This window comes from Streptomyces albus subsp. albus, from assembly GCF_000719865.1.
GTDB classification, from domain to species: domain Bacteria; phylum Actinomycetota; class Actinomycetes; order Streptomycetales; family Streptomycetaceae; genus Streptomyces; species Streptomyces albus_E.
The window spans coordinates 12,732-26,258 of the sequence record NZ_JOID01000022.1 but is presented as its reverse complement, the minus strand read 5'-3'; the positions used below and the strand labels follow the sequence as shown (position 1 = coordinate 26,258).

Below are 13,527 nucleotides of genomic sequence, written 5' to 3'. Positions count from 1 at the left end.
GGCTTGCCGGGGATGCGGAGCGGATGGCGCCGACCGGGCGGACGCCGCCGGGCCCGTCCCGGTGTGGGGCCCCGCCGGCGGTCCCCGCACCACACCCCTGCGGTGGACGTGACGCCGGGCGCGGAAGCCGGCCGCGCAGGAGAGCGTGAACCGATGTGACCGACCGAGCCCAAGGGATCGGCCCGTTCACGGCCGAGAGGTTGACGCAGCGTACGCGCGACGGCGGCGGCCGGTGGCGGGCACAGCGCCACCGGCCGCGGCCTGTTGTCGTCGCCGGCCGCCGGGCGGCCCGCTCCGGTCCCGGCCCGCGAGCCCGTTCAGGCCGCCGTGCCGAGGCTCCGGTGGGCCGGGGCCGTGACCGGGACCAGGATGACCGCGCAGTGGGAGCGGCGCAGCAGCGCCTGGACGACGGGGCTCAGCCGCGGGCCGAAGGGACCGGGCCTGCGGTGGGCGGGGACCACGACCACATCGGCCCGCCCGGTGGCCCACAGCAGTCCGCGTCTGCGGTCGTGGTCCCTGCGGCGCCCGGCGCGGGAGCGGGCCGGCCCGGGCGGGCCGGTCTGCCGTATGCGCAGGGCGGTGCCGCGCCGTTCGGCCTCGCGGAAGGCGTAGACGGCGGCCTCGGCGTCGGTGGCCTCGTCCGCGCCCAGCAGCACCCCCCGGCGCTCGGGGCGCCGCTCGTCGGGGAGCCGGTTGCCGCGGACGACGAGCAGCGGCCCGCGGGCGCCGGCCGCCACGCGCAGGCTGACCGAGCCGAGCAGCAGTCCGGCCGCGCCGCCGAGGCCGCGGTGGCCGACGACGGTGAGGACGGCGTTGCGGCCGCGCCGCACCAGGGCCCGCGCGGGATCGCCGACGACCGGGGTGCCGGTCACGGGCAGTTCGGGATGACGCTCCATCACCCGGCTGACGGCCGACTCCAGCACGGGTCCGGCCCGGTCCAGGGCGGGGACGGCGTGGACGATCTCCAGAAGGGCGCCGCAGTGCTCGGCCTCGCGGGCCGCCATGTCGAGGGCTCGCAAGGAGGCGGGCGAGTCGTCCACCCCCACCACTACATGCCGCGGGGTCATGTCCGTTCCTTCCGTGTGCGCGCGAACGTCCGGCGGACCGGGGCTGCCGGGGCCGCGGGGCGGTGGTCCGGCCGGCCTGCCTGCCCGTCCCGCCATGCGCCGACCGGTGCGTACCGCCCGGTCAGTACCGGACGCGGCCGGTGTGACCTGCGCCCCGAACCCGCGGTTACGGGCGCGGGAGCGCTCCCGTTCCCCGTACTCTCGCACCGCGCACGCGCCGTCCGGGAGGGGCTGACCGGCCCCAGCAGGGAGCGCGCGGCCCCGGGTTCGCGCCGGTCCATCGGGGCCGGGCGTCCCGGGACGACCGGGGCCATAGGGCCCTTCCCCGGGCGGGCCCGCTGTTCTTTGCTGAAGACGCACCGGCTGTACGCGGGGTACACCGGGCCGAGAGACAGGTGGACGACCATGGTGGAGGCCGGGAGTCGCACGGCGGACGGCCTGCGCGTACGGCGGATCGACGGCACCACCGTCGCCGAACTGCGCGGCGAGATCGACATCCTGACCGCCCCGGCCCTCTCCGTACGCCTCGACGCGCTCACCGCCTCCCCCGCCCCCGACCTGGTGGTCGACCTGCGGGCGGTGACGTTCCTGGACTGCCGGGGGCTGGCGATGCTGTGCCGCGCGCGCAACCGCGTCCTGTCCCGCGGCGGCCGGCTCCGCCTGGTCGCGAGCGACGGGCACATCCTGCGGGTGATGCGCCTGACGCGGCTCGCCCGGGTCTTCGACGTCAGCGCGGGCCTGGCCGAGGCCCTCGGGTCCCCGGCACCCGCCGGCCTCCCGGTGGCGGCGGCACGGGTGGAGGCCGCAACGGCGCCATGACCGCCCCGCGCGGTTCCCGCCGGACCGTCGTCATCGGGGCCGGGAACGACTTCCGGCGCGACGACGGCGTGGCCCGGCGGGTCGTCGACCGGCTTCGCCAACGCGCGGCGCGGCGGCCGTGGAACCGCCCGCCGCCCGCGTCGGCGCCGGAACCGGCGTCCGGACCGGCACGACGGCCGCGCTGAAGCGGCACGGCCGGGTCAGCCGGTGTCGAGGCCGTCGACCAGGCGGTTGAGGAAGCGGGTGAAGGTGGCCTCCGGGGCGAGGGGGCGGCCGGGGGCGGCCAGGGCCTCGGCGAGTTCGGGATGGCGGCCGTCCGCGGCGACGGCGGCGAGGTAGCGGGCTTCGGCCGCGGCCCGGTCCGGGGACCGCGCGGCCTCGGCCTGCGCGATCTCGTGCGCGGCGTGACCGGCCACGAAGGCCGTGAGCTGGGCGTAGATCTCCAGCCGCGCCGCGCCGTCCAGTCCGGTGGGCCGCAGGGCGGCCAGGGCGTGTTCCAGGAACGCCAGGGTGTTGGGGCCCGGGGTGCGGTGCGTGGAGAGGGCGGCGGGCAGCCAGGGATGCCGGAGCATGAGGGCGCGCTGCCGGTGGGCGATCCGCTTGAGGTCGGCGCGCCAGTCGCCGGTGGGCGCGTCCGGGACCGGCAGTTCACCGCTCGCGTGGTCGACCATCAGCTCCAACAGGGTCTCCTTGTCGGGCGCGTAGCTGTAGAGCGACATGACACCGGCTCCGACCCGGGCGGCGACCCTCCGCATGGTGACCGCTTCCAGCCCTTCCGCGTCCGCCAGGGCGACGGCGGCCGCGGTGATGGCCTCCCGGCTGAAGGCCGGTCTGCGGCCCCTGCGGGGGCGGTCGTTCAGCCAGAGCTGCTGGGGGTCGACGCCCGTGGCGCCGGCCCCTCCGTCACGGGTCACGGTCCTCGTGCTCCTCTCCCCGAACGCGGCGGCCCTTGTGGACGCCATCCAAGCATCCTCTATTCTCGTACAACGTACGAGAATAGAGGAGGGGAACGATGACACCCCGCACCCACAGCCCTGCCCCGAGGCCGGCCGGCTGGGCACCGCCTTCCGCGAAGCCTCCGCCGTCCGCACGGATGATGAGGGCGACTTGGCGCCGCCTCCCGGCCCGACGGCACGCCGCCGGGTGGGAGCCGGGGCTCACGGTGCCGGCCGCCGACGGCAGCCCGCTGGTCACGGATCACTACTTCCCGCGCGCCGAGGGCGACTTCCCCACCCTCCTGGTGCGCTCGCCCTACGGCAGGGGTCTGCCCTGGTCCCCCATGTACGGCCTGCTCTTCGCCGAACAGGGCTTCCATGTCGTCCTGCAGAGCTGCCGCGGCACCGGCGGCTCGGGCGGCGCGTTCCACCTGTGGCGCAACGAGGCCGCCGACGGCCGGGCGGCGGTGGCCTGGCTCCGGCGGCAGCCCTGGTTCAACGGCACCCTGGGCACGGTCGGCCCCAGCTACCTGGGCTACACACAGTGGGCCCTCGCCCTGGACCCGCCGCCGGAGCTGAAGGCGATGGTGGTGCAGGTGGGCCTGCACGATCCCCACGCCCTCTTCCACGCGGACGGTGCGCTCCGTCTGGAGAACACCCTCGCCGTCGGCGCCGGCATGACGTACCAGCACCGGGGGATGGTGCCGTTCGCCAAGGCGACACTGCGCCTGCGGCGCCGTCTGCGCGACGTCACCACCGCGCGGCCGCTGCGCGGTGCGCAGGTGTCCGCCCTCGGGTGCGAAGTGCCTTGGCTGGACGAGGTGATGACGCACCCGGAGCCGGACGACCCGTACTGGCAGGGCGCGTCGACGGCCGGGGCGGCGGAACGGCTGAGCGTGCCGACCGCCCTGATCACCGGATGGCACGACGCGCTGGCCGGCCAGACCTTCGAGCAGTACGGCCGACTGCGGCGGGCCGGATGCGAGACGGCCCTGCTGGCCGGACCCTGGACCCACACCTCCGCGCTGCAGCAGGGGTGGCCCGAGGTGTTCGCCGAGAGCCTCGCCTGGCTGCGCGCGCACCTGGAGTCGGACCCCTCCGGACTGCGGCCCACGGCGGTGCGCGCGCACGTCGGCGGCGGAGGCGGCCCGCGGGACCTCGACGCGTGGCCCCCGGCCCCGGCCGCCACCGCGTGGTTCCCCACCCCGGAGGGCCACCTCACCCGGCAGGCGCCCACCGACTCCCTCCCGCTGGCGTCGTTCCGCTACGACCCGGACGACCCCACGCCGTCCGTCGGCGGCCCGCTGCTCTCCCCCGCCGCCGGCCCCCGCGACAACGGCGCCCTGGAGGCCCGGGACGACGTGCTGACGTTCACCGGCCCCCCGCTCACCGAACCCCTGGAGATCCTGGGTCCGGTCTCCGCGCGGCTGAGCGTCTCCACCGACACCGGTCACGCCGATGTCTTCACCCGCCTGTGCGACGTGGACCCGCGAGGCCGTTCCGTCAACGTCTGCGACGGGCTGGGCCGGCTGCGGACGACCGGCCCGGCACCCGGGCGGGCCGACGTGGAGATGGGCCACACCGCCCACCGCTTCGCGGCCGGCCACCGCCTCCGCTGGCAGATCAGCGGCGGGGCCCATCCGCGCTACGCCCACAGCCCCGGCACCGGGGAGTCACCGGTGGACGCCACGGCCTTCACCCCCGTGCGGATCACCCTGCACACGGACTCCGCCCTGACGCTTCCCCACGGCGCCCCGCCCGTCCGGCCCCCGCAGGCAACGCGCCGGCCCCGCGGCCGGACGGCGGACGAACCAGGCGGTCCGGAGGCGCCTGCGGCGCGCTGAACCGGACGACGCGCGCCGTCGCCTCGCGCACGCGGGAAGGGTTCCGGCGCCCGGCCACGACCGGGACCGCTTCGGCCGTCATGCGCCGGACGTGCGGTCCTCGCCGTCGTCGAACCGCGCCAGCCGCGCCGTCACGTCGTCGGCGAAGCGTGCGAGGAGGCGGGCAAGGTCGTCACGGTCCCGCTGCGGCCAGTCGGTGAGCGCTTCGGTGAACCAGCCCAGCAGATAGGTCACGTACCGGTTGGCCGCTTCCTCACCCGGTCCGGTCGCTTCGATGAGGCGTGCGCGGCCGTCGTCCGGGTCGGTGACGCGGCGGACGAGTCCGCGCTTCTCCAGGATCTGGACCTGACGGGTCACGTGCGGGCCCACGACCTGCATGCGGTCGGCGATCTCCCCGATCCGCAACGGCTTGCCGGCCATGCGGAGCGTCATGAGCACGCTGATCGCGGGGCGGTCGCGGGTCAGGCCCGCCTCGTCGGTCGCGCGTTCGACGAGCCGGCCCTTCGTGATGGCCGTGCTGAGCTGGGCGATCCGGGGAAACACGGCCAGGAAGGCGGATTCCCGGTGCTCCGGTGCGAGCTCCCCGGAGGGCTCGGGGGACATGACATCTCCTTTTACATACCTGAGTTAGGTATCTGTTACGGTGGTACCGGTCACACGCCGGCAAGGGGCCCGTATGGGCCACATAAAGATACCTGAGGTACGCATCTTTCCGCTGCCGCGGTGCGGTGCGTACCGCTTGCGAGCCGGGGGCGCTCCCCGGTGGAGAGGTGAGAAGCGTGAACGACACGCCCCGACCCGACCGTCCCGCCCGACGCGCACAGCGCGTACTGATCTCCGGAGCGAGCATCGCGGGCCCCGCGCTCGCGTACTGGCTCGACCGGTACGGCTTCGAGGTCACCGTCGTCGAGAAGGCCCCCACGGTGCGCCGGGGCGGGTACGCGATCGACATACGCGGCACGGCCCGTGACGTCGTGGACCGCATGGGCCTGCTGCCGCGCCTGCGCCGGGCACACGTCGACAGCCGGCGGATCACCTTCGTGGACGCCGCCGGTGAGACGATCGGGTCCCTGCAGCCCGAACAGGTGACCGGCGGAGAGGCGGGCCTCGACCTCGAGATCCGCCGCGGAGACCTGGCCGACGCGCTCACCGCGTCGCTGCCGGAGCGGGTCGAGTTCCTGTTCGACGATTCGATCGCGACGCTGGACGACGACGGTGACGCCGTCCACGTCGTCTTCGACAGCGGCACGCGCCGCACCTTCGACCTGGTGATCGGCGCGGACGGCCTGCACTCGAACACGCGCCGGCTGGTCTTCGGCCCCGAGGAACCGTTCCACCGCTACCTCGGACGGGTCTTCGCCGTCTTCACCCTGCCGAACGAGTTCGGCCTCGCACATGAAGCGGTCATCTGGAACGAGCCGGGACGCAGCGCGGTCCTCTACGCCATCGAGTCGGCCGCCTCCGTGCACGGCTTCTTAACCTTCACGCACGAGGCCCCGCCCCCCGGCCTCCTCCGCGACCCCGAAGGCCTGCGGGAACTGATCGCGGCGCGCTACCCGGAGCAGGTGTGGCATCTGCCGCGCCTGCTGGAGGCGGTGCGGGAGGCGGACGACCTCTTCTTCGACACCGTGAGCCAGATCCACATGCCCGCCTGGTCCCACGGCCGCGTCGCCCTGACGGGGGATGCGGCACACGCCACCTCGTTCCTCTCCGGTCAGGGGTCGAGCGTCTCACTCGTCGGCGCCTACGTCCTGGCCGGCGAACTGGCCGTACACGCCCACCACACGGACGCCTTCACGGCGTACGAGCGCAGGATGCGGTCCTTCGCGGAGCGCAACCAGGCGCTCGCCGGCAGCGGCGGCACAGTGGTGACGCCGACGACGCGGGAGGAACTGGACGCCCGCAACGCCCTGCTGCGCGACCCCGCGGCAGCCGCGAGGGCGATGGCCTCGTCGCACGCCGAGGAGATGCGCGAGACTCACTCGTTCCTGGTTCTGCCCGACTACGCGGAGGCGCTCTGACCTCGGCTCGGCCCCATCGGAGGCTCCGCGGCCGTCCGCGCGCGCCGGCCCGCTTCCGGTGCCCGGCGCGGGCCCGGGCCGGCGGGCCGGGGGGGAACGGCACCGGCGGGCTCCGCGTCGGGCGGACACGACGGCCCGTCGCCCTGGCCGTCGTCGTCACGCCCGGCGCGCACGCCGCCCGCCCGGTGCCTGGTTAGCGGTGCAAGCTCCCCCCGGCCGGCCTCAGCCGGCGTCCGCTGCGCTCCGGCGGCGGAGGAACCACCACGCGCCGCCGCCGAGCGCGAGCACGCCCACGGCTCCGGCGGCCAGCGGGAGGACGGACGAGCCGCTGTCCTCCCCGGCCGCCGCGGTCCGCTCCGCCTCCTCTGCCCCGCCGTCCGCCGTGGCGGTGTCCTCCGCCACGGTGGCGGACGGCTCGGGGGCCGCTGCCGTCGCGGCCCCGGCCTGGTCATCGGAGTCCTCGGCACCGGAGTCCCCGGGGTCGACCGGCTCGGCCCCCGGGGCGGCCGGCTTCAGTTCGAGGACGGGGGCCGGCTGCCCGGAGTCGTGCCCGTCGCCGTGCCCGTCGCCGCCGTCCGAGATCTCGATCCAGCGCGCCACCGTGCCGTCCCCGTAGGTCTCCACGGTCTTGAAGGCCAGCTTCCGGGCGTCGGGGAGCTGCCGGACGGTGATCTGGTACTCGGCGTCGGTGCCCGCCTCGGTCTCGGGCCCGGCGACACGGTAGCCGCCGTCGGTGGCCTTCAGCTTCCAGCCCTTGGGGGCCTTCTTCAGCTCGACGGCGGAGGGTTCGATGCCGTCCGGCAGTTCGACGCGCAGCTCCGTGAAGCCGGCGGAGGGGTTCTCCGCCTCCGAGGTGAAGGTGAGGGTGACGTTCTCGGCCAGCGCCCGGGCTTCAGCGGCGGTGACGTGGGCGTGGGCCCGGGCGGGGCCGGCGGCCAGGACCGTGGCGCCGAGCGCGAGGGCCGCGGCCGCCGCGAGGCGCGGGAGGGCGTGCGGGCGCGGGTGAACGGACGGCGTGCGCGGGTGAACGGACATGCGGGAGCTCCTCGGGTGAACGGCCGGAGCCCGTCGGGGCGGCCGGCGCGGGGAAACGACAACCACGGTTGTGCTCCCGGTGCGGCGGCCCCCGGCGCACCACGGCGCTCGCCAGGAACTCCCGTGCCGGCGAGGGCGGTTCGACGGAGGCGGCGGTGTCCGCCGGCTCCGGTGCGCGGCCGGTGTCCCCCGCGGGGCACGGGTACCGGACGAGGAGTACGGCGAGAGCCTGCCCCGCGGCCCGCCGCACGGCACGGGCCGCGCGGGCCGCGCCGGCCGCCGCTGAGTCCGCGCGGTGCAGCAGCCAGGCCACCGCCAGCGCGGCGAGCACATGTGCCGCCGTCATGGCGGCCGGCGCCGGATGGCAGAGGTGGACACCAGCGGCCGCCGCCAGCCCGCCGCCGTCCGCTCCACCCGCGCCGTATGCCGCGGGGCCGCCGTCCGCGCCGTGCGCCGCGTGCCCGGCCGGCGCTCCGCAACCGGCGGCGAGCGACAGGGCGGTGTGCAGCACGGCCTGCGCCGCGAGGGTAGCCGCGACGACCACGGGCAGCGGACGGCGCCGGCGCGCCGTCGGCCGGACGACGGCGTACTGCGCGGCGGCCAGCAGCGCCACCGTCCCCCAGGGCACCGGCACCGGCAGCACGGCGTGGTGCCCGGCGACCGCCAGCACGGTGCCGGTCAGCGCAAACACCGCCGCGCGCAGCCGGCCGGACGGCCACCGCGCATGGCACGCGGCCGGGCCGCTGGACGGCCCGTCCGGCGGCTGCGGCTGATCGGCCGTCACGTGTCACTCGCTCCGCGGGTCGGGGGATCGTGCGCCGAGTCGGGGGATCGTGCGCCGAAAGGGATACGGCGGCCGGGCGGCGGCCGTTCAACCCGTCCGGTGTCACTTGGCATTCTCGCTGAGCATCCGGCGTCCCCGCCACGTACTCGTCACAGAACCCGAGCCCGACCCGCGAGCCCGGCCCCGGAGCCCAACCCCGGTCCCGAACCCCGTTTCCGGCCCCTGAGGACCGGGCGGACCGGGCGGACCGGGCGGGGCCGGCGAGGACGCGGGACGGCCGGGGGCGGCCGGGGGCGGCGCCCGGGACGGCTGCCGGGATGTGGCGAGAAACGGAGAGAGCGGCGTGAGCGAGAATCTCGGTGGGTGGCGGCGGGCACACGGCGGTGCGCCCCCGGTGGCAGGCGCCTCCCCCGCAACAGCCCCTGCCCGCAGGGCGCTACGGACGGGCGGCGGCACCCGTACGACGCCGGGGGCCAACGGCACCGGTGCGACGGCGGGGGCCCACGACGCCCGCGCCACGGCAAGGGCCCGCGACTCCCGCACGACAGCAGGCGCGGGCGGGACCCGGGCTACGGCGGTCACAGGCCGAACCCGTGCGGCGGCACCGGCCCGTGGTGCCCGTGTGGCGGGACCGACCGGCCGGGCCCGCGCGGCGGGGCCGGACCGCGCCGTCGCCTCGCCCGCAGCGGCAGGCACCGGCCCGGCCCGTACGGTCGCACCGGCGCATGGTGCCCGCGCGGCGCAACGGAGCGACAGTGCCCGCGCGGCACAACGGACCGGCCGTGCCCGCGCGGCGGAACGGCCCTTCCGTGCCCGTGTGACGCGGCCGGTCCGCGCCGTCACCCCGTCCTCGGCGATCACCCCGGCCGGCACCCGGTCCCGCGCCCGGCGGTTGTCCGCCCTGCTGGTCCTGGTCGGCACGGTCCTCGCGGTGCTGCTCGGCGGCGCCGGCCCCGCGTCCGCGCACGCCGCGCTCCGGTCCGCCGATCCGGCCGGGGACACGGTGCTCGAAACGGCCCCACGGCACGTGACCCTCACCTTCACGGAGAAGGTGAGCCTGACGAACCGCACGATCCGCGTCATCTCCCCCTCCAACACCCAGGTGGCGAAGGGGGATCCGCGGCACGTCGGGAACGACGGCACCGCGATCCGGATCGGCCTCCGCGACGGCCTCGCCCACGGCACGTACACCGTGGCCTGGCATGTGGTGTCCGCCGACAGCCACCCCGCCTCCGGCGCGTTCACCTTCTCCATCGGCGAGCCGTCCGGGACGGCCGCCGTCATTCCCTCCGACACGGCGGGGAACAAGACGACGGAACGGCTGTACGGCCTCGCCCGCTACGGCGCCTACGCGGGGCTGGCCCTGCTCGTCGGCGGCTGCGCCTTCGCACTGCTGTGCCTGCCGCGGCGCCCGGTGCCGCGCCCGCTGCGGCGGCTGGTGGCCGCGGGCTGGTCGGCCCTGGTGCTGTCCACCGTCGCGCTGATCCTGCTCCGCGGCCCGTACCAGAACGGCGACGGCCCGCTGCGGGCCCTCGACCTGTCGGCGCTGCCGGCGACCTTCGGCACCCGCCCGGGCACCGCCCTGTTGATCCGGCTGCTGCTGCTCGCGGTGGCCGGCGCCTGCCTGGCGCTGCCCGCCGCCGGTTTCCGCGGCGGGACGGCGAGGACGGCGGCGCGGACGTCCGGCGACGGCAGCGCCCGGCCGGACCTGGCTCCTGACGGTGCGGCGGATGGCACGGTCGAGCACGCCGCCGACGGGCCGCCGCGGAACCGGCGCCCGTCCGCTCCCGTCCTCGTGACGGCGGCCCTGCTGACGGCCGGGCTGGCCGCGACCTGGGTGACGGTCGAGCACGCCTCGGTCGGCCCGCAGGCCCCGCTCGCCATCACCGTGGCCGGTCTGCACCTGGTGGCGATGGCCGTGTGGGCGGGCGGACTGGCGGCGCTCTCCGCCACCGTCCTCCGGCGTGGCGCCGGGTCGCCGGCCGGGGGCGGGCAGGACACCGGGGACGCGCGCGCGGCCGGGCGCTTCTCCACGGTCGCGTTCGTCTCGGTGTGCGTCCTGGTCCTGACCGGTCTCGTCCAGTCCTGGCGCCAGGTCGGCGCCTGGGATCTGCTGCTGACCACCTTCTTCGGCAAGCTGCTGCTCACGAAGGCGGTCGTCGTGCTGCTCCTGCTGGTCGTGGCGGCCGCCTCGCGCCGGCTGACCGCGCGGCTGCGCCGGCCGGCCGCGCCGGCGACCGCCCCCGTGCCGCTGTCCTCCCGGAAGCCGGAGCCCGTGTCGGAGCACGAACCGGAACAGGACGCGGAGCAGGGCGCGGAGCCGGCACGGGTATCAGAGCGGAGGCCCGAGCCGGTGGCCGTGGGTGCGGGGGCGGGAGCGGGAGCCGCATCCGCGGGCTCCGGAGAGCCTCCCTCCCCACCGGCCGGCCCCACCCGGGGAGACGGCGGCCCGGGGAACAGCACCCCGGCGAACGCCGCGCGGACCGACGGCACGGCAGACGACGGCCCGGAAGACGAGGGAACAGAAGGCGCGGGTACGGAAGGCAAGGGCACTGAAGGCGAGGGCACACCGGACAAGACCGCCGCGAACGCCGGCACCGGAAGCCCTGTCCCGCACGGCTCCCCCGTCTCCCCCCTCTCCGCGCCCGGCGACGTCCCGCCGTCCCCCGGCGGCGACGGCCCGGTCCGGGAGGGCCTGCGCCGCTCCGTGATCGCCGAACTCGCCATCGGTGCCGCGATCCTGGCCGTCACCGTGGTACTGACCGGCACCCAGCCCGCCCGCGCGGTCCTCGACGCCAGCCAGGAGATCGCCGCCCGGGGCGCGGCGGTCGCCGTTGTGGACGTACCGCTGAGCGGCGGCGCGGAGGCCGGGGAGCCGGGGGTGGAGACCGTCGCGAACGTCACCGTCGATCCCGCGCGCGTCGGCACCAACCGGGTGCAGGTGCTCGTCCTCGCGAACGGAGGTCTCGTGGGCGTTCCGGAGGTGCGTGTCTCCTTCACGCTGGAGGAGAAGGGCATCGGCCCGCTGGAGGCGCGCCTGGAGGACGCCGGCGGCTACTGGCTCAACGACGACGTCCAACTGCCCCTGCCCGGCGAGTGGACCATGGCCGTCACCGTGCGCACCTCCGAGTTCGACCAGGTCACCAAGAAGACCACCGTGGAGGTCCGCCCGGCTCCGGGGACGGCGCCGGAGGGCGGGACGGGCTGAGCGCGGGCGGTCAGCGGATGAGCGTACGGACGGGACCGGGGGCCGCGCCCGGGCGCGCGACAGCCGATCCGGCGGCCGTCCCGGCACCTCCGGGTGCCGCCACGGTACGCCGAGGACGCCGTCGACGGGCCCCGGCGGCACAGGGCGGGCTCAGCTCCGCGCCGTCCCCGGCGGGGCCGCCGGGAGCCGGACCGTGACGCGGGTGCCGCCCTCCGGGCCCGAGGCCGCCTCCACGGTGCCGCCGTGTGCGGTGACCAGTTCCTTGACGACGGCCAGGCCGATCCCGCTCCCGCCGACATCCCGCGCGGCGCTTCCCCGCCACAACCGGTCGAAGACGTGCGGCAGTTCGGCGGCGGGGATGCCCGGGCCGTCGTCGGCGACCTCGATCACCGCCGTGCCGTCCACAGCGCCGTCGCGGGGCTCGGCCCGCGCGGTGACGGTCACCGTGTCGCCGGGGCGGCAGTAGCGGGCGGTGTTGCTGAGCAGGTTGCCCAGCGCCTGGTGGATCCGGTCGCCGTCGGCGTGGACGGGCAGCGGCCCGGCGGGCGGTCGGGTCCGCACGGTGAGGCCGGCGGCGCGCAGTTCGGGCTCGCGGTCGCGGACGGCGCCGAGCATCAGTCCGGTGAGGTCCAGGGTGGTCCGGCGCAGGGAGAGCCGGGCGGATTCGGCGGCGGAGAGTGCGGCGAGGTCGCCGACGATGCGGCCGAGGCGCAGTGTCTGGTCGTGGAGGGCGGCCAGCCGTTCGGGCGCGGGGTCGGCGTAGCCGTCGCGGAGCTCCTCCAGACCGGCCTGGAGGGCGGCGAGCGGGGTGCGGAGTTCGTGGGCGACGTCGGCGGCCAGCCGGCGCCGGGCCAGCTCGGCGCGGGTGACGTCGTCGGCCATGGTGTCGAACGCCCGGGAAAGCTCCCCCAGTTCACCCGGCGCGTCCACCCGGGAGCGGGCGGTGTGGTCCCCGGCGGCGAGGGCCCGGGCGGTGCGCGCGACGCGGACGACCGGGCCGGTGAGCCGGCGGGTGACGTACCAGCTGACGGCCAGGGCGAGAGCGAGGGCGCCGAGCGCGGCGGCAGCGATCCAGCCCCAGGCGATGTCCCGGCCCTCCGTCCCGCTCACAGTGGGAAAGCCGAGATGGACGGAGCCGACGGTGCGGCCGTCCGCCCGGACGTCGGCGGTGACGGCCCGGCCGGAGAAGGGCCCGGGCCCCGGCGTACCCGCACTGTCCATGCCCGCGCCGTCCATGCCCGCGCCGTCCATGCCCGCGCCGTCCATGTGACTGCCGGAGCCCGCTCCGCGGCCCCCGCCGCGTCCGCCCGGGGACAGCACCACGCGGCCGTCGGCGTCCCGTACGGTCAGCACCGCTTCGGCGCCGAGGGCGATGGTGCGGGCGGGGCCGAGGTCGGCGCCCTCCCAGCCGCCCGCGCGGCGGTAGGCGTCGGCGGCGGCGTCGGCCACCCGGTCGGCGACCCGCTGCCGGTCCGCCTGGCGTGCGGTGCCGATGCCCCGCTCCGTGCCGATGAGGGCGGCGGCCGTGAGCAGGGCGATCGAGGCCAGCGCGACGACGGCGAAGGCGGCGAACAGCCGCCGCCCGAGCGGTCCGGCACCCCGGCCGCCGCCCTTCCCGGACCGGGCGGCGCCGCCGGCCGCGGGCCGGGCCCCGGACCCAGACCCGGGCCCGGCCCCGCCGAGCTCGTCCCCGGAAACAGGGGCCGAACCGTGTCCCCGCATGGGAGCAGACCCACCACCGTCGTGCCCGGCCCCGGACACACGGGCCGAACCGTGCCCCGGCCCGGACGCAGCCCCGGCCCCGCCGTCCCCGG

At 76.8% G+C, this 13,527-nt stretch carries 9 protein-coding genes; 4 read left to right on the top strand and 5 right to left on the bottom strand.

Annotated elements, in window-relative coordinates; all coding sequences use genetic code 11:
• Positions 1–317 precede the first annotated feature (317 nt).
• Complete coding sequence (locus IF83_RS0122060; protein ID WP_051723117.1) at positions 318–1,067, bottom strand: universal stress protein; 750 nt, start codon at positions 1,065–1,067, stop codon at positions 318–320.
• A 405-nt stretch (positions 1,068–1,472) separates the two neighbouring features.
• Here IF83_RS0122060 and IF83_RS30560 point away from each other — a divergent pair, with 405 nt between their 5' ends.
• Positions 1,473–1,886, top strand: coding sequence for an STAS domain-containing protein (locus tag IF83_RS30560; RefSeq protein WP_051723114.1), 414 nt, complete (start codon positions 1,473–1,475; stop codon positions 1,884–1,886).
• A gap of 200 nt (positions 1,887–2,086) precedes the next feature.
• Here the strand turns inward: IF83_RS30560 and IF83_RS0122045 are convergent, their stop codons facing one another.
• A complete protein-coding gene (locus tag IF83_RS0122045) occupies positions 2,087–2,848 on the bottom strand; it encodes a TetR/AcrR family transcriptional regulator C-terminal domain-containing protein (RefSeq protein ID WP_394297363.1) in 762 nt (253 codons plus the stop codon).
• A gap of 134 nt (positions 2,849–2,982) precedes the next feature.
• On the opposite strand from IF83_RS0122045, the gene IF83_RS0122040 reads away from it, so the two are divergent.
• A complete protein-coding gene (locus IF83_RS0122040; RefSeq protein WP_244177173.1) occupies positions 2,983–4,665 on the top strand; it encodes a CocE/NonD family hydrolase in 1,683 nt (560 codons plus the stop codon).
• Between the two features lie 78 nt (positions 4,666–4,743).
• On the opposite strand, the gene IF83_RS0122035 is transcribed toward IF83_RS0122040, so the two are convergent.
• A complete protein-coding gene (locus IF83_RS0122035) occupies positions 4,744–5,268 on the bottom strand; it encodes a MarR family winged helix-turn-helix transcriptional regulator (RefSeq protein ID WP_030546788.1) in 525 nt (174 codons plus the stop codon).
• 176 nt (positions 5,269–5,444) lie between these two features.
• Between IF83_RS0122035 and IF83_RS0122030 the strand changes: the two genes are divergently transcribed.
• Positions 5,445–6,686, top strand: coding sequence for an FAD-dependent monooxygenase (locus tag IF83_RS0122030; RefSeq protein ID WP_030546787.1), 1,242 nt, complete (start codon positions 5,445–5,447; stop codon positions 6,684–6,686).
• A gap of 222 nt (positions 6,687–6,908) precedes the next feature.
• Here the strand turns inward: IF83_RS0122030 and IF83_RS0122025 are convergent, their stop codons facing one another.
• Positions 6,909–7,721: a DUF1775 domain-containing protein gene (locus IF83_RS0122025; protein WP_030546786.1), complete on the bottom strand. Its 813-nt coding sequence runs from the start codon at positions 7,719–7,721 to the stop codon at positions 6,909–6,911.
• A 1,601-nt stretch (positions 7,722–9,322) separates the two neighbouring features.
• Between IF83_RS0122025 and IF83_RS0122015 the strand changes: the two genes are divergently transcribed.
• A complete protein-coding gene (locus tag IF83_RS0122015; RefSeq protein ID WP_051723112.1) occupies positions 9,323–11,713 on the top strand; it encodes a copper resistance protein CopC in 2,391 nt (796 codons plus the stop codon).
• A 150-nt stretch (positions 11,714–11,863) separates the two neighbouring features.
• On the opposite strand, the gene IF83_RS0122010 is transcribed toward IF83_RS0122015, so the two are convergent.
• On the bottom strand, positions 11,864–13,435 hold the full coding sequence (locus IF83_RS0122010) for a sensor histidine kinase (RefSeq protein WP_078843733.1): 1,572 nt from the start codon (positions 13,433–13,435) through the stop codon (positions 11,864–11,866).
• Positions 13,436–13,527: the final 92 nt, after the last annotated feature.

Bases quoted from the DNA above. Each gene is read 5' to 3' on its own strand.
- IF83_RS30560 (WP_051723114.1), top strand. From the start codon at position 1,473: ATGGTGGAGGCCGGGAGTCGCACGGCGGACGGCCTGCGCGTACGGCGG.
- IF83_RS0122035 (WP_030546788.1), bottom strand. From the start codon at position 5,268: ATGTCCCCCGAGCCCTCCGGGGAGCTCGCACCGGAGCACCGGGAATCC.
- IF83_RS0122040 (WP_244177173.1), top strand. From the start codon at position 2,983: ATGAGGGCGACTTGGCGCCGCCTCCCGGCCCGACGGCACGCCGCCGGG.
- IF83_RS0122045 (WP_394297363.1), bottom strand. From the start codon at position 2,848: ATGGCGTCCACAAGGGCCGCCGCGTTCGGGGAGAGGAGCACGAGGACC.
- IF83_RS0122010 (WP_078843733.1), bottom strand. From the start codon at position 13,435: ATGCGGGGACACGGTTCGGCCCCTGTTTCCGGGGACGAGCTCGGCGGG.
- IF83_RS0122025 (WP_030546786.1), bottom strand. From the start codon at position 7,721: ATGTCCGTTCACCCGCGCACGCCGTCCGTTCACCCGCGCCCGCACGCC.
- IF83_RS0122060 (WP_051723117.1), bottom strand. From the start codon at position 1,067: ATGACCCCGCGGCATGTAGTGGTGGGGGTGGACGACTCGCCCGCCTCC.